This window comes from Bartonella sp. CL25QHWL, assembly GCF_042195335.1.
Classification (GTDB): Bacteria; Pseudomonadota; Alphaproteobacteria; order Rhizobiales; family Rhizobiaceae; genus Bartonella.
Map to the genome: position 1 here is coordinate 71136 of NZ_JBHIOE010000004.1, position 17607 is coordinate 88742.

The window sequence follows — 17607 nt, forward strand, 5'->3', positions numbered from 1 at the left end:
TCAGTCAGTTATCATCGGTTATAGAGGGCTTTAATAAGCTATTTAAAGGATGAAAGAAGATGTTTGTTTCAAGCGCTTATGCACAGAACACTGAAACGTCGATAGAACATATTAAAAAGGTGGCAGAGCATGCAAATCGTGTGTTTCCGCCTTTTGATTTTGTGCATTTTGGTTCGCATTTTTTCTGGTTGGCAATTTCTTTCGGTCTTTTTTATCTTTTTATCTCTCGTGTAATTGTACCACGTATTGGTGGTGTTATTGAAACACGGCGAGATCGAATCGCATCTGATTTAGATCAGGCAATGCGCATGAAGCAGGAAGCAGACATTGTCGTTGAAACTTATGAGCGGAAATTAGCAGAAGCGCGTTTGAATGCGCAGGCTATAGCGCAGGTAGCTAGTGAAGAATTAAAAGAAAAGGCAGAGCTTGAACGGAAAGAAATTGAAGAGAGTTTAGAGAAAAAACTCGCAGATGCTGAAAAACAGATAGCAAAAATTCGGGATAAAGCGATGCAAAATGTTGGTTCTATCGCTGAAGAAGTAGCTCTTGAAATTGTGAAAAAATTGATTGACGTTGATATTAGCAAAGAGGCTGTTCGTTCAGTTGTTAAAACTGCGGATTATTGAGGAAGACAAAGATGACTGATACTTTTTGGGCATTTGTTGGGTTAGTTCTTTTTTTGGCTCTTTTAGTCTATTTCCAAATTCCACAAAGGGTTATACACCATCTTGATGCGCGTGCGAAGCGTATCAAAGATGAACTGGATGAGGCTCTGCGTCTTCGTGAAGAGGCACAGGAAATATTAGCTGAATATCAACGCAAACATGCAGAAGCAGAAAAAGATGCGCAAGAAATTGTTGCAGCAGCAAAGCATGAAGTTGAATCTATTATTGCTGAGGCCCGTGCAAAAGCAGAAGAATATGTAAAAAACCGTAATAAATTGGCAGAACAAAAAATCGCTCAAGCAGAAGCGGATGCAATACGCATGGTTTCTTCATCGGCTATTGATTTGGCAATTTCTACAGCACGTACCCTTATTGCAAGGGAAATAGATTCTAACAAGGCAGATGAACTTATTAAAGAGTCTCTTGAGAAAGAATCGTTTATCAAAATGAAAACATATCTTAATTAATGATATTTGAGAGATAAAGAACACTCTCTTTGGTTGCATAATTTTCTCAGTATTAATTAATAAAAGTCATAAAAAAGAAAAATTTATCTTTATTGTTTTTACCAGTTAATAGGCTCTTTGATTTTAAATGACAAGTTTTGAGAAGTCTGCAACTGATTGTGTAACAATGTGAGTGCGTTTGAGAAGAGCAAGACGGTTAGCACGAACATCAGGTTTTTTATCATTCACCAATACTTTTTCAAAAAATATATCAATCAATTTTCCAAGTGGCGCTAGCACACTGAGTGCAAATGATAAATTTGTTGCATTGATGGGAGCAAGAACCTTTCTTTCTACTTCACAGATTGCATGATAGAGCTGCTTTTCTTCTTTCTCGATAAAGAGCTCAGGATTAATTTCATTCGCTATTGTTGTGCTTTTTTGAAATTCATTTTCAAGAATATTGGCAGTACGTTTTACAGAGGCTACAAAGTTCATTCCATCATGGGTATTGATAAAAGCGATAAGCGATTCGACACGACGTGCAACCAATAAAAAATCATCAGAATCTTTATTTAAAACGGCTTCAAGGGCATCGTAACGAGCGCCTTCCTCTTTTAGATAGATTTTCAAACGGTCATGAAAAAAGAATAACAGATCTGATAAAATATATTCTGTTTTTTCTGGAAGCAGATTCTGCAATTGTGAATTTTCTCTTTGAGAGATTTCATGTTTGTTTTTTTGTTGTAAGAAAAGATTCGTTGCTAACTGAAACAGTGGCATAAGATTGATTTTCCAATCTCGCGAAAGTACAAGCCTAATAATTCCCAATGCTGCTCGTCTTAACGCATAGGGATCTTTTGAGCCGGTTGGTTTTTCATTAATGAGCCAAAAGCCAACGAGCATGTCAATTTTGTCGGCGAGCATAACGGTTATAGCAAGTGGTTCTTGTGGAAGACGATCTGTTGGACCTTGAGGTTTATAATGGTCTTCGATTGCTACAGCTACGCGAGGATTTTCCCCTTGAAGAAGGGCGTATTTTTTCCCCATAACACCTTGTAGTTCAGGAAATTCTCCGACAATTTCTGTTTGCAAATCAGCTTTTGCAAGGATGGCTGCACGTTTTGCTAAAAGAGGATCTGTTTGTATCAAAGGGGCAATTTCTTGTGCGAGTGTAGCAATGCGTTCTACCCTTGCACCTTGCGTACCCAATTTAGCATGAAAAGTTACATTCAAATGATCAAGTCGCGCCATTCTTTGATCGAGAGGTTTTTTTATATCAAGTTCAAATTTTTTTATAGAAGATTCCAATTGTTGAAGATCAGGCAAATCACGCTGATCAGTTTGCCAAAAATGAAGTGCATCGGAAAGACGGGCACGGACAACCTTACTATTTCCTTTCGAAATTTCTTTGCCTTCATCATTTGCAAGAATATTAGAAACGAGAATAAAATGATGAGAAAGTTTTACGTTTTCTCCTTGTTTACGGGTGACAAAACATTTTTGATTGGCTCGAATGGTCAAGCGAATAATTTCTGGAGGAATATCAAGGAATGATTTTTCAAAATCACCCATCAGGATAACAGGCCATTCAACAAGACCAGCAACTTCTTCTAGGAGAGGATTGTCTTGAACCAGTTCTAAACCGTTTGCAAAGCAGAGATTTTGGGCATCAGCTAAAATAATATTCTTTCGTCTCTCGGCATCCAGAATGACTTTATGAGTTTCAAGTTGAGTAACATAATCATCAAAGCGGCGCACTTGAAATGGCTTTCCATCACTTAAGAAACGATGACCATAAGTTAAATTATTGCTTTTAAGAGAACCAATTGTAAATGGAATAACATGTGTTTCACCAATTTCTGGTCCGAAAATACAAAGAATGTTTTGTAAAGGTCGAATCCACTTCAAAGTACCACTTTGTGCTGAATCTTTTCCCCAACGCATAGATTTCGGCCACGGAAAGTTGCGGATAATATCCGGTAAAATATCGGCAATAATTTCTTCTGCTGCTCGACCTTTTTTAACAATTTTAGCAATATAAAAATGACCTTTTTTATCATCATGTCCAATATGCGCTTCAGAAATATCGTTTAATCCTGTTGCACGTAGAAAACCATCAATTACATGCTGTGGTGATTTTATACTGGGACCTTTGCGTTCTTCATGGATATCTTTTGAGCGTGTGGAAAGTCCGCGTATGTCCAATGTTAGCCGACGAGGTGTCCAATATTCACGAGCAGCTTCATAGATCAATCCAGCATTCACAAGTTGATCTGTAACAGATTTTTTAAGATCAGCAGCAGCTTTTCGTTGCATACGTGCGGGGATTTCTTCACTGAAAAGTTCAAGAAGAAGATCAGACATTAGGCTTCTCCAGTGTATATTTGTCCAGCTTCTGTGAGTAAGAAGGCTTCCCCACAACGGCGCGCGAGATTACGAACGCGAAGAATGTAATTTTGTCGTTCGGTTACAGAAATAACGCCACGTGCTTGCAAAAGGTTAAAGATATGGCTCGCTTTAATACATTGATCATAGGCAGGAAAAACACAGCGATGGAATACATTTTCTTTATTTGGTTTTCCAGCATCAAGAAGTGCGCTGCATTCGCGTTCTGCATCGATAAAGTGCTGATGGAGCAGTTTTGTATCAGCAAATTCAAAATTATAATATGAGTATTCTTGTTCTGCCTGTAAAAAAATATCTCTATAACTTATTTTGTTTTCTCCCTCCAAACCATTAAAGTTAAGGTCATAGACGTTATCAACCCCTTGGATATACATCGCTAGACGCTCAAGACCGTATGTGAGTTCCCCTGAAACTGGAGCGCATTCAATGCCGCACACTTGTTGAAAATAAGTAAATTGAGAGACTTCCATTCCATCGCACCAACATTCCCATCCGAGCCCCCAAGCACCAAGAGTGGGACTTTCCCAATCATCTTCAACAAAGCGAATATCATGCAGTTTTGTATCAAGCCCGATAGCTTGTAGCGACTTTATATAAAGTTCTTGTAGATTGAGCGGAGAGGGTTTGAGAAGCACTTGGAATTGATAATAGTGTTGTAAACGATTTGGATTCTTACCATATCGGCCATCTGTTGGACGTCGAGAGGGTTGGACATAAGCAACTTTCCAAGGGCGTGGACCTAGAGAGCGTAATGTTGTTGCTGGATGAAAAGTCCCAGCTCCGACTTCCATATCGTAAGGTTGCAAAATTGCACATCCATAGTGTGCCCAATAATTTTGCAAAGTTAAGATTAGTCCCTGAAAAGAACGTTTGGGGTTAAGATGTTCAGGCAGTTTCACGCTTTATACTCTTTATATTGGACTAAACAAAAAACCAAAGTAATTTTAGTTTCTCTATTTATTATTTCATGTGGTTTATGGTTAAGCATCATTTATTGCAAACCAAATTTCAACTTTTCTTGAATTTGTTCAGAATTTTCTGGTTTTCCGTCAATTGCGTGGTTCCATTGAAAGATTGCTTCACGTTTACGTCCAACTTTCCAATAGGCATCCCCTAAATGATCATTCAGTGTTGGGTCCTCAGGTTGTAATCTGACAGCATTTTCTAATATTTGCACTGCTTTATTATATTCTTTTAGTTTATAATAAGCCCATCCTAAAGAATCGAGAATATGACTGTTGTGAGCTTGCAAAGCAGAAGCTTTTTGCAGCATACGGAGCGATTCTTCAAGCTTCTCACCACGTTCCACAAGGGAATAGGCTAAATAATTAAGAACTTGCGGTTGGTTTGGGAAAAATTCAAGTGATTTTCGCAAGTCAATTTCTGCTTTTGGCCATTGCTTTAAACGTTCAAAAGCAATACCACGTTGATAAAAGAGTTTCCAATCGTCCTGCTGAAAGTTTTTTATCTTTGTAATAGCGTAGTCTAGAGTTTTAATGGCCTCAAGAAATTTATTGTCCTGCATATAAAAAGCAACGAGCGTTATCAAAATATTACGATCATTGGGAAATTTTTTATTTAACAATGTGAGTAATTTTATTGCTTCTTTGTAATTGTTGTTATTAGCAAGAAGGAATGCAAGATGAAGTTGTCCATCTTTATAATAAGGAGATTTAGGGGATAAAGCGCGATAAAGTTTAATTGCTTGATGTGGATCGTTCAATTTAGCAGAAATGTGTGCGAGCTGAAACAGTGTTGCGTCATTTTGAGGGTATAATGCGAAAGATAATTGCTTAAAAATACGTGCAATTCGCCCTGAGTTTTTGTAGTTGAGGGCTGTTCCAAAATTATATAATACCTCGGCTGCTCCTTGTTGAGGTGTTTTAATAACTCTCTCTAAGAAAGCATTTTTTTCAATTTTTTCTCGAAAGTTTTTAAGGACTTCGCGACCTGACAACATTTGTTCGCCATGCTGGATTGTTTGAAGAGCTTGGTTGCGCATACTATGGCGCAATTGGAATGAGGCATAGGCTATGATAATACGCTCATAAGTATTAGGAGCGATAAGAGTTCCCTGTTTGTTACTCAGTGCTTTAATGAAATATTTTTTTGCATCCTTTGGCCGTTCTGCAAGGTCGCTCATAAGTGCTAGATGATAAGATATAAAAAGGTCATACCAGACAGGACCTTTGAGTTTCTTAAGATCAGCGATTGCTTGAGATTTTTGTCCAGATCCAAATGTAATCCAAGCGCCGATGAGTTCAGGTATTGGATTATTGGACGTAGGAAGTTCTTTTAATTGGAGAAGAGTCTTGGCATTCTTATAGTCTTTTTTGATGAGACTTTCTACTGACAAAGTTAAGGAAACAAAGGGAGTTATAACATCGTTCTCTTTGAGTTTTTGGGCTTGTTGGACAGCTTCTTTAAAGTTTCCGACCGAGAGCATAGCTTCAAGGAGCTCTTTTTGTGTTTCAATGTTATCAGGTTGATAAACCAGTGCTTGTTTAAAATAATTGATAGCAAGTTCTGTTTTATTTTCATGATTTGCAACCCTTCCAGCTAAATAAGCACCTGTAAATGAGCTTGTATGAGTTGCTGCACTTATTTTACTGTAGGTGGGGGATGGCATCAGCATGATACCCACGATAAAAAGGGCAAAAAGTCGAGATACCGTTGCAGAGCACATGGAGCTAATCCTTTTCAAGATAATCAATTGATGGTGTTGTTTATAAATCATATCTCATTACTTTGTTGAGAAATACTGCGATTCTTGCAAAGAATTCAGTTTACGCGTGAAATACAAAATTCAACAGTCTCAACGAGAGCATTGTAAGCAAGATTTTCATTCATGGGAACAAGAGCATCAATTGCATATTTTCCATAGATGCGTGCTTGTTCTATTGTATCTGTGATACTATCATACTTTTCCATTAAGTGTTGCGCGTGTGCAAAGGATTCATCATTATTATTGCCATCTTCAAGCGCTTTTTTCCAGAAATCTTTTTCTACCATATTCCCACGCTCATATGCGAGAATAACAGGCATTGTGATTTTTCCTTCTCTAAAATCATCCCCTATATTTTTTCCTAAGTTTTGAGCACTACCGCTATAGTCAAGTGCATCATCAATTAATTGGAAAGCTAAACCTAAGGATGTTCCATATTCACGTAATGAAGAACGCTCTTTATTTCCATAGCCAGCAATAATGGGTCCTACTTCAGCGGCTGCTGAAAAAAGTGCTGCTGTTTTTGCATTGATGATTTTGAGATATTCTGAAGGGCTGGTTTTTATATTTTTTGCGGCAGAAAGTTGCATAACTTCTCCTTCAGCAATAATTGCAGCAGCGTTGGCTAGGACAGAGAGCGCTTCTATGGAACCGACATCGACCATCATTTTAAAGGCCTGGCCCAATAGGAAATCACCAACAAGTACACTTGCTTGATTCCCCCAAATCATCCGTGCTGTAGATTTTCCACGTCGTAAATTACTTTCGTCAATCACATCATCGTGTAGTAATGTTGCTGTATGCATAAATTCAACAGCTGTCGCGAGTTTTATATGCCCGTTACTTTGATAACCGAACATATGAGCAGAAGCGAGCGTAATCATTGGGCGTAATCGCTTTCCACCTGATGAAATAAGATGGTTAGAAATTTCAGGGATCATCTCAACCTCTGATTTTGCCATAGAGAGAATAAATTGATTTACGCAATCCATATCTTTTTGAGTAAGATTGACAAGAGATTGAAGAGAAATTTGATTATTTCTTATTTGTTTTAGTTTGATAGCTGCACTCAATGTGTTTACTCCTAGAGTATTGCAATGGACATATATAAAAATTACTTTATTCATTAGCATAAAGGGGGTTTGGTTTTTACTCAAGCTTTTGATGTCGTTTAAAAGTGTTAGCTTGGAATGTTATTGGCAAGAAATGTTCTTTAGCGAGTGTAATCTTATTGTTATGAAATAATAAAAAATTTAAAATAGCAGCTGAATGGCAAAAATGCAGTTTATAAAGATGAACATTAGGCTTTTAAATGAATAAAGCAGCGAATCAAATTGGTGAAACAATTGACAGTTTTCACCGCGGAAAATTTTATTTGGTTCAACCCCATAAATATGGTCATCGTTCTGGAATGGATGCGATGTTATTAGCTAGTTTGGTTCCAAGTGATTTAAAGGGCAAGGTTGTTGATTTAGGGGCAGGTGCTGGAGCTGCAGGGTTGGCTGTTGCTTCGCGTTGTCTGAAAGTTCATGTTACCTTAGTTGAACGTTCAGCTTTTATGGTATCTTACGCTCAAAAAACGCTTATGCTAAAACAAAATAAACAATTTGCTAGCCGAATTTGTTTGCTAGAAGCAGATGTTACCTTCAAAGGGAATGCCCGTATAAGAGCAGGTTTGATAGATAATAGCTTTGATTTTGCGATTATGAATCCACCTTTTAATAATCCCACCGATCGTAAGACACCTGATAAACAAAAATCTGAAGCACATGTTATGTCTGAAGCGATGTTTGATAACTGGTTGCGGAGTGCAGCAGCCATTGTTAAGCCAGGTGGATACTTAGGGCTCATTGCGCGTCCACAATCGCTGACAGATATCTTGCGTGCTTTAGAAGGGCGTTTTGGTGGTATTTGTATAATTCCTGTGCATGCACGTGCGAAAACAGCAGCAATTCGTCTTTTATTTTACGCAAAACGAGGAAGCAGAGCAGCTTTATCTGTTTTGCCGGCATTGGTTATACATGAAGGTAATGACCATACTTTTTCACCACGGGTTGATGCAATTAATAATGGATATATAAGCTTGTGGGAACTTTTCTAATAGTATCTTGTGTTTTTTAGTTTATTATTTAGAGTCCAAACTTTGTTATTAGGGAGGTTTGACTTTGGGTGAAGTTATATTTCTGCTTGTAATGTGGGGATTGATTGGCGCTTTTGGATATTATCGCGTTCTTCCTTTTTGTTGTCCTTTCCTATTTAATTGTTCTTAATTTATAAGGAGATTTTGTTTTGATGGATTTTATTAAAAGTTTTATTCCACGCCGTTTTTCTTCCGATAAACTTGAAATTCCTGTGGTGCGCCTTCAAGGAGCAATTATGGATTCATCAGCGTCTATATCTCGTACTCTTTCCCTCAGTAGGTGTGCAAATCTTTTAGAGAAGGCTTTCGGACACAAAAAGTCACCGGCTGTTGCACTTATTATTAATTCTCCTGGTGGTTCACCTGTACAGTCGCGTTTTATCTTCAAGCGTATTCGTGATTTGGCAGAAGAAAAAAATAAAAAGGTTCTTGTGTTTATTGAAGATATTGCAGCATCCGGTGGTTATATGATTGCTTGTGCGGGGGATGAAATTTTTGCAGATCCTTCTTCAATTGTTGGTTCCATTGGAGTGGTTTCAGCTTCCTTTGGTTTTCCGGAACTTTTGAAAAAAATTGGTATCGAACGGCGTGTCTACACAGCAGGAAAGAACAAAGTTACATTAGATCCATTTCAGCCAGAAAAAAAGGCGGATATTGAGCATTTGAAATCTCTCCAACTTGAAGTGCATCAAACTTTTATCGATTTGGTTAAAGAACGGCGTGCTGAAAAATTATCAGATGATTCGAATCTCTTTACAGGAATGTTTTGGAGTGGAAAACAAAGCGTTGAGCTTGGTCTTGTTGATGGATTGAATGATGTACGTTCTGTTATTAAAGAGCGCTTTGGTAATGATGCAAAACTTCGACTTATTACGCCTCCAAAAAGTTTTTTAGGACCTAAAACGCCTTCAGGAGTGACGGCACATACGGTTTATACAGTCATTGATAGTGCATTGATGGCAGCAGAAGAGCGAGCACTTTGGCAGCGTTATGGTTTGTGATGGAAAGGATCATTCAAGCCAGAGAGATTTTTATCTAAAAACAGATGCTAGAAGAAAAAAGGCTTGAAATGATACGAATGAGAACATGTCGTTTGTTTTGTATGAGAACTCTTTATATTTATTGTTTTTTAGAAAACGATTAAGAATATTCCAAGCTGTTTATAGGGCTAGTGCTAAAAGTGTGGATAAAAGGGGGGAATTTGTAAAAGAACCCTATACAGGTTAATATTACGTCATATGATGCCAAATGTACAAGCTTCGTTCCAAAGACATTCCTATTTATTTACACCTATTAAATTGAATTTAGCTCTACATGTTGTGGGGCAACGTGCTGATGGGTATCATTTAATAGAAAGTTTGGTTTATTTTAGTCTTAGCGGTGATTGTCTACACTATGCACCTTGTGAAAATAATCAGTTTGTTTTGACGGGGCCGTTTGCAAAAGGACTTGTTTCTCATTTAGACAATTTGGTTATTCGCGCACGGGACTTTATGCATAAGACTTTTCCGGAATGTGCTCAACCTGCTTTTTTTCGGCTTGTAAAAACATTACCTGTTGCTTCAGGCATTGGTGGCGGCTCAGGTGATGCAGCTGGGGTTATCAGCATGTTGCGTCAACAGTGGAATCTTGATTGCCCTTACGAAGAATTAGCAAAAAAGAGCTTAGTTCTTGGTGCTGATGTTCCCATGTGCCTTTGTGCATTAGAATATCAGCAGCCGCTTTTGGTCAAAGGAATTGGTCAAGAGATGATACAAATAAAAGGAGCCTGTTCTCTTGCAATAGTATTGGTTAATCATGGACAAGAGATTTCAACACCAACTGTTTTTAAAGCGTTAGAGAAGCGTCATAATCCTTCTTTAAAAATTAATACAGACGCTTTAAAAAGTGTTGATTCATTGGTTAAAGCTTTACAAGAAACGCGTAATGATCTTTTTTCTCCTGCATTAAAAATAGCACCTCAGTTAGCTGAAGTGTTATCTATATTAGATGAATGTGGAGCTCTTTTTTCCCGTATGTCTGGAACGGGAGCAACTTGCTTTGGCATTTTTAAAAATAAACAAACGGCGCAACAAGCAGCTCTTTTTATCAAATCAATGCACCCAAATTGGTTTGTAAAACCTATCATGACTTTAGGAAATATTTGATAAATAAATATAAAAGCTTTTATTTCATCATGATTTTATTATACATAATGAAAGAGGGGAACCAAAGAAATGTGCTTTTTATCTTTTGTGTAAGAGTTCGCAGAATATTTGAAGAGCCATTTAAAACTGTAATGCTTGCAAAAAATGATCAGGCTACAGAAATAGATGTATGTTTGTTGTATGTGTGATTTATCAAAGATGTTTAATTTGCCGCTTCAACCAAATTTTTCGTGCGAATTGGATTTGCAAAAACAGGGTTTTTTTCATATAGCAGGTGTTGATGAAGTAGGACGGGGGCCTCTCGCGGGACCTGTGGTAACAGCAGCCGTTATCTTGGATAGAGATCGTATTCCTAATGGGTTAAATGATTCAAAAAAACTTTCTTTTTTCCAACGAAATAGACTTTATCATGAAATTTTGCAAAGTGCATTAGCGGTTTCAGTCGCCAGTCTTTGTGCTCGTACAATTGATCAATCTAATATTAGAAAAGCAACTTTAGAAGCAATGCGTCGCTGTATTATAGGATTAGCCATTCCAGCCCACTATGTCCTTGTTGATGGGCGTGATATTCCTTCTGAGTTGTCCTGTTCTGCAATGGCGTTGATTAAGGGCGATCAGCGTTCAGTTTCAATTGCAGCCGCATCTATTATTGCGAAAGTAACGCGTGATCGGATGATGGAATGTGCAGGACAAGTTTATAAAGGGTATGGTTTAGAGAAGCATGTAGGTTATGCAACGCTAGCGCATCGTACAGCTCTTGATAAATATGGACCAGTTATAGGGTTACATCGTTATAGTTTTGCACCACTAAAAGAGTGTAAAAAAGGTAATTAAAATCAGTTACTTATTACAAGAGTAAGGGGTTTTATAATCATTGATTCTATTATGTTTTTTGAGTGTCTATCCCTAACCTTTTTGAAGCTTTTTTATCACTTATTCCTATCTATTTTTTCCAGATATAGAATCAGATATTTCTAACATGGGCTTAACTCTTATTTGTTATTAACCGTATAGCGATGATATACGACAAGGGGTGGTAATGGCAATTGTGAGTTTTAAACATAAGGGCTTAAAATTATTTTGTACAACAGGTTCCACAAAAGCTATTTGACCAGATCATGTAAAAAAATTCGCGTTATCTTAACGGTTTTAACAAGTGCTACTACGCTTGAAATATTGAGAGAGCCTGCCTTTAAAATGCACCATCTTAAAGGTGAACTTATAGAGTACTGTTCTATATGGGTGAATGGAAATTGGCGTGCTACTTTTCGCTTTATAGGAACAGATGTGGAGCTTGTTGATTATCAAGATTACCATTGATGAAAGGAATGAAAAAAAATGATGCACAACCCCGCACATCCGAGTAAAGTTCTGAAAGTAGCTTTCTTAGAAGAAATGGGGATAACAATACAAAAATTAGCTGATCATGTCCATATGACAAGAGCTTCTTTATCAAGAGTGATTAACGGACATGCTTCTATAAGTACCGAGCTTGCTGTTAAATTAGAATTAGCTGGTTTTAGTAAAGCAAAATTTTGGTTGGATATGCAAACAAACTATAATTTATGGCAAACAATGCAACAGGCACAACCACCTATTTCTCCTCTGGTTTCTGATACATCTCAAACGCCGCTTTGATTTCGTTAATAATTTTGATAGCAATTTAGTTTGTTAAGCGGTGCTTTGTGAGGCTAACTTTTTTGGAGCTTTTTGATTGCTTCAAGGGAAAGTTTTTACGGTCTGCACTCTTTATATCAAGGGATGCCATTTTATCTTCGGTTCAACCAAAAAGCGCTTTCATTTGTGAAACCGTAGCACCAGCATTGGCAGTATGTTTTGCTGCTAATTTTTGCAATCCGTGCGCTGATTTTTTAATACCCGCCGCATTACATGCTTCACGAAAGAGGTTGCCAAAACTTTCTTTGATAAGCTTATTTCCATCTTTACCACAAATGAATGTTTCATCACCTATGGGACCAATTTTAAGGGTTGCCTCTAGTTCTGGTAAAACAAGCCCGTATAAAGAAGAAGGTTAATCCAGATGCGTTCATGTGTACCATGTGACCAACGGTGATAATATTTGTCTATGTCCTATTCTAGCCAAGGCAGTAATTCCTCGTTGTTAAGAGATTTTGGTGCTTTTATATTAAAGGCAGGATTTTTATTTAAAAGGGCATTATCAACCGCCCAATTAAAGAGACCGTTTAAAGAGGTCAAAAAATGTTTTGCTGCTGCGAGAGTAGCTCGCCTTCTGTCTACGGCGTCAAGGATATGGTGTCTTTCTATACTTTTATATGCACGATCAGCAATATGTTTAGAAACATTATTCAGAATTCGATATTTAACTTTTTGAGTAGATTCTGATTGATTATGCCATTGCATGCTTTGTAAATACTGATGCAATAACCAATTGAAAGAGCCTTTTGTAAGTCTGGTTATTTTCTTGGAGATGCCATTTTGCACTTATTTAATAGCCAGTGTATATTTGCTCTGATGGAAATCAAAGGACTGTCATAAATTTTAGCATTTCTATAAATTTTAGCTTTTCCACTAATAAATGTAGCACCGGAAACTTGTGCATTGGCAAAAACACATGCGTTTTCATAAATATCAGAAATGTTATCAATATAAGCATCACCAAAAACCTTGGCATAACCATAGACTTTTGCATCATCACCTACCCAGCAATTACCATCATGACTTAGGTTGTCTTTTTTTTGTATAAAGCCCGCCAAGATCACCTGCTTTAACAGCATCAAAATCCCTTAAAGCACGAATTCGGTGAAGAGTTTTTCCATCAACCTCAGTTATTTCATCAGTCAGTTTATATTTATTTTCCATGGTTTATTTCCTTGATTTGCGTACAATCCACCCGTAGCGTGAATCATGCATTATTTAAAAGTTGTTAGGAATGGGGAGAGGGCTAGAGGTTGTAAATGCCCCCCATATGTAAAAAGTTTGTAAGTTTATTTTTTAAAATGTGCTTAATTTCATATTTCCAATCAGACAATTGAGTGAGAGCTAATGCGAGTTGTCCTCTATGACACATGTATACATTGGCTTCAAAACAGGTGATTGCAACGCGCTTTTTTAAAAAAATTTGATATAATTTGTTTATTGCACAAGAATTATTCTTGAGAGTTGTATTTTGATAATCTTCAAAAAGGCGGTCATAATCTTTTTGTGTTTTCAAATTTCTTCGTTTTTCAGAAGCAATTCCAAGTTCAGGCATATGCATATATTCAATATCAATGTTGCTTACAGCTTTCTCTAATTGTCTTTTCGAAAATCCGAGGTTTCTACTTATTGAATTTTTACGAACATCACACAAAAGTTTAATATTATTTTTGATCAGTTGATTGAGATAGTCCTCAGAGGATTTTCTTTCATAGCCAATGGTAAAAAAATAAAGCTCTCATCTTTAGCAGGCTGTATGATGATATTTTTGATGTTACACACATTTAATTTCCTTAGTAAATGGGTGGGGGCTCTATGAGCGCCTCTTTCCAAAAGGATAAATCCTCTAGTGATTATCATAGTGTTGTGGAACAATCAGGCATCAAAGCGGGTGATGGCGGCTTTAAGATCAACGTTAAAGATAAAACAACGCTGACCGGAGGCATCATTGCCAGCACCGCGCCGGCAGATAAAAACAGCCTGACCACAGGAAGCATTAGTACCAGTGATATCAGCAACAGTGCGCATGCTCAAGCTAGCAGCCAAGGGTTTAGCATTTCTGGGAATGACACGATAAAAAACATTGCCAAAAATGCTTTAAGTCACGGCAAAGCCCATAATGGAGCGGAAGGATATACAAATCCTCTATCGGCGGTGCACCATCATCCTCACTGATACAACTGGACAGAGGGCGATGGGGCAAGATGCTGGACAAATCATTGGCTCTCTCTCTCAACCACAACACCGCAGCAGTCCACTAGGGCTGTCGCACCGATAGATGCCATATTGCTTGAGGGCATCGTTCATAATCGCTTAGACATGATCAATGATTTATCGGATGAAGGTCTTGGATACTGGGACAAAGTGCGCGAAATGACAAATGTCAAAGAGCATCCAGTAGGTGAGGTTGAGCATGATGAAAATGGCAATGTCCTCTATTTAACTGATGAAAATGGAGAACCTATATAAAGACAGTGATGGAGAATATATTACTCTGTATCACTTTTTAAAAGCTGAAGATGAGCAGCAAGCATTTACAAGTTGGTTCTGATGGCAACAGGCGTATGTTCTAAAATGGCATTTTTAACACATCCGATGATGCTGCGTGTTATGCTGTCCAATTTGCTGACAATGATCATGGTCCCCTTTATTTTACATACTTCCCACAAGCTAAAGACTGGGAAGTGGAAATAGGGATAGCGATTTTTCAGAAGCTTCTGGAAAGTAAACTTTTTTTGATTGACCAATTCAACCAAGAAATTTCAGGATACAATGTATCTTTATGGCAATACAGGATTGCATATTGATGCCCATAGTTGTGGCAGTTTGACAGACTTTAATATGCTGAATTCTTTCAAACAAGAAGGTATGCACGGGATAGCCGACAACACGAATATCAATTTCTATAGACCAGCCTTTAATGTTTTAGTTGCATCTGGTCTGTTAGGTTATGTGAGTGATGGCAAACAAACTACTATTGGCTTTGATGGGAATAGATATGACTTTGTAAGCAGAATTATTGGTGTATACCTACGAGACAATACCTGCTGGTAGTAACGTTTGGAAAGAATGATTGAGAGTGGCTACAAATCCCATAAGTTCCCATACCTGTCTTGGAGATGCGGGCCAAGCATGTCGGTATATTTACGGCTCATCCAATCGAGTACAAGTCCTTTTAAGGAGGAACAAATGAAACAAACTCTAAAATTATTAAGCGCTGTAACTTTGTTCAGTATAGCCGGATGTCAATTTAACAAACCTCCTCTAGGAGAGGTGACAGCGTGGAAGAAACCAGGAGCAGATTTTACAGAGGTAGGAAAAGCCTTGTTAGAATGTGGAATGCCAACACCTTATTATACCGATCCAGAAAGCAGAAAGCTAAGTAACAATGCATGGGCAACAATTCATGCGTGTATGGTTCAATCAGGTTTCCATTATGAAAATGAACATGAGGGAGGATGGTGTTATACTTTTAGAGACGAAAACCTTCCCATTTGTCGTCCAGGCACTGTCATACCACAGCGAAGTGTCAAGAAGCGCTTAAATAGCCCTTATTGTAAAAAGCATTCAGAACAACTTGAATGCAAACCTTAGGTCTTGCTTCAGCAGAGAAAGCCTTGAATTTACACCAAATAAAGCTCTAGGTTGATGAGCTTGAGAAAGCCTTGTCCGTCCTTACGTGACAAGGTTTTTTTTATGCCGCGTCGTTATAACGTTGCTGCTTTGCTTGCTCGATGACATTGATAAGATCTGATTGCAACCAACGCGATAAAAAACCAAATTTTAAAGGTTTTGGGAGAGAGCCATTGGTTACATGACGGCGGAATGTTGAAACACTCATATGAAGCAATTTTGCACTTTCACGGTCTGTTAAAAGAATATCATTTTCTGTCATAATAATTTCCTTTCACTATAAAAAAATGGTAACAAATCATAAGCATTTATTAACCATATTTTTGTTCATTTTTGAAGGTATTTTATTTATAGAAAACAATATTTTATCATATTTTTTCTGATGTGATAAATTATGACTCTTATTGAGAGAGAATGAGAGAAAAGAGAGCTAAAGTTATCCACAGATAATGGGGTTATGCACCCCATATCTTAAGATTGACCGGTGACATAAGCCGCCCATTTATCCATATAGACACGGCGCTGTTCTAGATAGTCAGTACGACGATAGGCACGCTCTACTTGTCCTCCTACTGTATGATTTAGAATAGTTTCAGCGACTTCATAGGGAGCATCGGTTGTTTCAGCGAGCCAATTGCGTAAACTAGAGCGAAAACCATGGGGGCAGGCTTCAATTTTATTTTTTCTCATATACGTAGCCATACATTTCTCAGCGAGGGGACCACGAACTCTAGCAGAAAAAAAGAAATCATTACGAGAGAGCAAGCGCGCTTGTTTTAGAATTTCTAATGCTTCTGTTGATAGAGGCACGCGAAATTCTGTTGTAGCATCACGCCTTCCTTTCATATTCTCAGCAGGAATGGTCCATATATTCTCCTCAACTTGATCTTTATGAATATGACGTAAAGGATTGGTACGAACGCCTGTAAGAATAAGCAAACGCAAAGCCAGTTGTGTTATGGTTGATGCTTCACAGAGTGTTTTATAAAAAGCCGGCACATCTTTTCAATCCATGGCTGGTAAATTTTGCGTTTTATGACGTTGTTTACCTAAGAGCGCGCGTGCTTTTTCTGTTGCTTGTAAATCAACATTCAATCCTAATGCAGCCGCATGTTTGAGACAAAGATTGAGACGAATAAGAGCTCTATAAGCAGTTCCAGCTTTTGAATGCCAAATAGGGGCAAGTGTATTGCGTATCTCTGTTTGAGTAATCTCAGAAACGGGAAGACAGCCTAGTTTAGGGAGAATATGAAGGCGTAATGGTAAAAACCAATCCCCATCTTTACCATCATTTTTTAATTTAGCTTTACGACTTTCAAAAGCATCCAACGCGATATCTTTTAAATAATGGAGATTACTTATTGCCTCACGCTTTTGTTTTTCACGTTCTTTAATAGGATCACGACCTTCACGAAGAACAGAACGCCACCCAGTTGCCAATTCACGAGCTTGTTTTAAAAAAACATCTTGCAACGCTCCCAAGCCCATTTCACGGCGCCGACCATGAATGGTAAAACGGTAAATCCATTGAGCACCTCCATCTTTACACTTATGAAGTAACAAGCCGGCACCATCATTATATTTACCAGCTCGTGGGTGTTGCGACAGTCCTTGCATTAAGACGGTTCATAAGAGCCATTTTTAGTCCTTTCTTCTATAGTTTTTACCCATACGCCAGCCCCGCTTGTGATGTGCAAGCAAGCGGTTTTGATTGATTCAAGATAAACAGATTTAAAATGAGAGAATCCTACAGTATTAGTTTTTT

General features: G+C 37.8%; 19 protein-coding genes and 3 pseudogenes. 12 read left to right on the plus strand and 10 right to left on the minus strand.

The window, feature by feature from the left end; translation table 11 throughout:
- Positions 1–59: 59 nt before the first annotated feature.
- On the plus strand, positions 60–626 hold the full coding sequence (locus tag ACFILY_RS03515; RefSeq protein WP_273790398.1) for a F0F1 ATP synthase subunit B: 567 nt from the start codon (positions 60–62) through the stop codon (positions 624–626).
- Positions 627–637: 11 nt separating this feature from the next.
- On the plus strand, positions 638–1132 hold the full coding sequence (locus ACFILY_RS03520) for a F0F1 ATP synthase subunit B (RefSeq protein WP_273790399.1): 495 nt from the start codon (positions 638–640) through the stop codon (positions 1130–1132).
- Positions 1133–1255: 123 nt separating this feature from the next.
- On the opposite strand, the gene glyS is transcribed toward ACFILY_RS03520, so the two are convergent.
- The 4 genes from glyS to ACFILY_RS03540 all read right to left on the minus strand — a co-directional run bounded on the left by glyS (position 1256) and on the right by ACFILY_RS03540 (position 7378).
- Positions 1256–3478, minus strand: coding sequence for a glycine--tRNA ligase subunit beta (gene glyS, locus ACFILY_RS03525; RefSeq protein ID WP_375637512.1), 2223 nt, complete (start codon positions 3476–3478; stop codon positions 1256–1258).
- On the minus strand, positions 3478–4419 hold the full coding sequence (locus tag ACFILY_RS03530) for a glycine--tRNA ligase subunit alpha (protein WP_375606430.1): 942 nt from the start codon (positions 4417–4419) through the stop codon (positions 3478–3480). The genes glyS and ACFILY_RS03530 overlap by 1 nt, the downstream gene beginning before the upstream one ends.
- A gap of 92 nt (positions 4420–4511) precedes the next feature.
- Complete coding sequence (locus ACFILY_RS03535; RefSeq protein ID WP_273790402.1) at positions 4512–6206, minus strand: tetratricopeptide repeat protein; 1695 nt, start codon at positions 6204–6206, stop codon at positions 4512–4514.
- A gap of 95 nt (positions 6207–6301) precedes the next feature.
- Positions 6302–7378 carry a polyprenyl synthetase family protein gene (locus tag ACFILY_RS03540; protein WP_273790403.1) on the minus strand — a complete coding sequence of 359 codons (1077 nt, stop codon included), beginning with the start codon at positions 7376–7378 and terminating at the stop codon, positions 6302–6304.
- Between the two features lie 179 nt (positions 7379–7557).
- Between ACFILY_RS03540 and ACFILY_RS03545 the strand changes: the two genes are divergently transcribed.
- The 6 genes and pseudogenes from ACFILY_RS03545 to ACFILY_RS03570 all read left to right on the plus strand — a co-directional run bounded on the left by ACFILY_RS03545 (position 7558) and on the right by ACFILY_RS03570 (position 12170).
- Positions 7558–8346 (plus strand): tRNA1(Val) (adenine(37)-N6)-methyltransferase, encoded by a 789-nt coding sequence (locus ACFILY_RS03545; protein ID WP_375631021.1) that lies wholly within the window; start codon positions 7558–7560, stop codon positions 8344–8346.
- A 191-nt stretch (positions 8347–8537) separates the two neighbouring features.
- The gene (locus ACFILY_RS03550) at positions 8538–9386 is read left to right on the plus strand and encodes a S49 family peptidase (RefSeq protein ID WP_273790405.1); all 849 of its coding nucleotides are present in this window, start codon (positions 8538–8540) and stop codon (positions 9384–9386) included.
- Between the two features lie 237 nt (positions 9387–9623).
- Positions 9624–10532, plus strand: a complete 909-nt coding sequence (locus tag ACFILY_RS03555; protein WP_273790406.1) for a 4-(cytidine 5'-diphospho)-2-C-methyl-D-erythritol kinase — start codon at positions 9624–9626, stop codon at positions 10530–10532.
- A 165-nt stretch (positions 10533–10697) separates the two neighbouring features.
- On the plus strand, positions 10698–11366 hold the full coding sequence (locus ACFILY_RS03560) for a ribonuclease HII (RefSeq protein WP_375631022.1): 669 nt from the start codon (positions 10698–10700) through the stop codon (positions 11364–11366).
- Positions 11367–11571: 205 nt separating this feature from the next.
- Positions 11572–11852 (plus strand): annotated as a pseudogene (locus tag ACFILY_RS03565) (type II toxin-antitoxin system RelE/ParE family toxin).
- An 18-nt stretch (positions 11853–11870) separates the two neighbouring features.
- The gene (locus ACFILY_RS03570) at positions 11871–12170 is read left to right on the plus strand and encodes a HigA family addiction module antitoxin (protein ID WP_375637511.1); all 300 of its coding nucleotides are present in this window, start codon (positions 11871–11873) and stop codon (positions 12168–12170) included.
- Between the two features lie 53 nt (positions 12171–12223).
- Here ACFILY_RS03570 and ACFILY_RS03575 read toward each other — a convergent pair.
- The 4 genes and pseudogenes from ACFILY_RS03575 to ACFILY_RS03590 form a co-directional block, all read right to left on the minus strand.
- A pseudogene (locus tag ACFILY_RS03575) lies at positions 12224–13016 on the minus strand (phage integrase central domain-containing protein); the annotation flags it as partial.
- Entirely contained in the window at positions 12968–13267 is a 300-nt protein-coding gene (locus tag ACFILY_RS03580) for a hypothetical protein (protein ID WP_375637538.1), read from the minus strand. The gene ACFILY_RS03580 and the pseudogene ACFILY_RS03575, both read right to left, overlap by 49 nt.
- Positions 13227–13373 (minus strand): hypothetical protein, encoded by a 147-nt coding sequence (locus ACFILY_RS03585; protein ID WP_375637510.1) that lies wholly within the window; start codon positions 13371–13373, stop codon positions 13227–13229. The genes ACFILY_RS03580 and ACFILY_RS03585 overlap by 41 nt, the downstream gene beginning before the upstream one ends.
- Before the next feature lie 82 nt (positions 13374–13455).
- Positions 13456–13863: a DUF488 family protein gene (locus tag ACFILY_RS03590; protein ID WP_375631023.1), complete on the minus strand. Its 408-nt coding sequence runs from the start codon at positions 13861–13863 to the stop codon at positions 13456–13458.
- 161 nt (positions 13864–14024) lie between these two features.
- Here ACFILY_RS03590 and ACFILY_RS03595 point away from each other — a divergent pair, with 161 nt between their 5' ends.
- From ACFILY_RS03595 to ACFILY_RS03610, 4 genes are all read left to right on the plus strand, one after another.
- A complete protein-coding gene (locus ACFILY_RS03595; protein ID WP_375631024.1) occupies positions 14025–14384 on the plus strand; it encodes a hypothetical protein in 360 nt (119 codons plus the stop codon).
- A 111-nt stretch (positions 14385–14495) separates the two neighbouring features.
- A complete protein-coding gene (locus ACFILY_RS03600) occupies positions 14496–14678 on the plus strand; it encodes a hypothetical protein (protein WP_273790410.1) in 183 nt (60 codons plus the stop codon).
- 270 nt (positions 14679–14948) lie between these two features.
- Positions 14949–15263, plus strand: a complete 315-nt coding sequence (locus ACFILY_RS03605) for a hypothetical protein (protein ID WP_375637509.1) — start codon at positions 14949–14951, stop codon at positions 15261–15263.
- Positions 15264–15398: 135 nt separating this feature from the next.
- Entirely contained in the window at positions 15399–15803 is a 405-nt protein-coding gene (locus ACFILY_RS03610) for a hypothetical protein (RefSeq protein ID WP_273790412.1), read from the plus strand.
- A gap of 100 nt (positions 15804–15903) precedes the next feature.
- On the opposite strand, the gene ACFILY_RS03615 is transcribed toward ACFILY_RS03610, so the two are convergent.
- Together ACFILY_RS03615 and ACFILY_RS03620 are read right to left on the minus strand one after the other, a co-directional pair.
- On the minus strand, positions 15904–16104 hold the full coding sequence (locus tag ACFILY_RS03615; protein ID WP_004860538.1) for an AlpA family transcriptional regulator: 201 nt from the start codon (positions 16102–16104) through the stop codon (positions 15904–15906).
- Positions 16105–16313: 209 nt separating this feature from the next.
- Positions 16314–17481, minus strand: a pseudogene (locus ACFILY_RS03620) (tyrosine-type recombinase/integrase).
- Between the last annotated feature and the right edge of the window lie 126 nt (positions 17482–17607).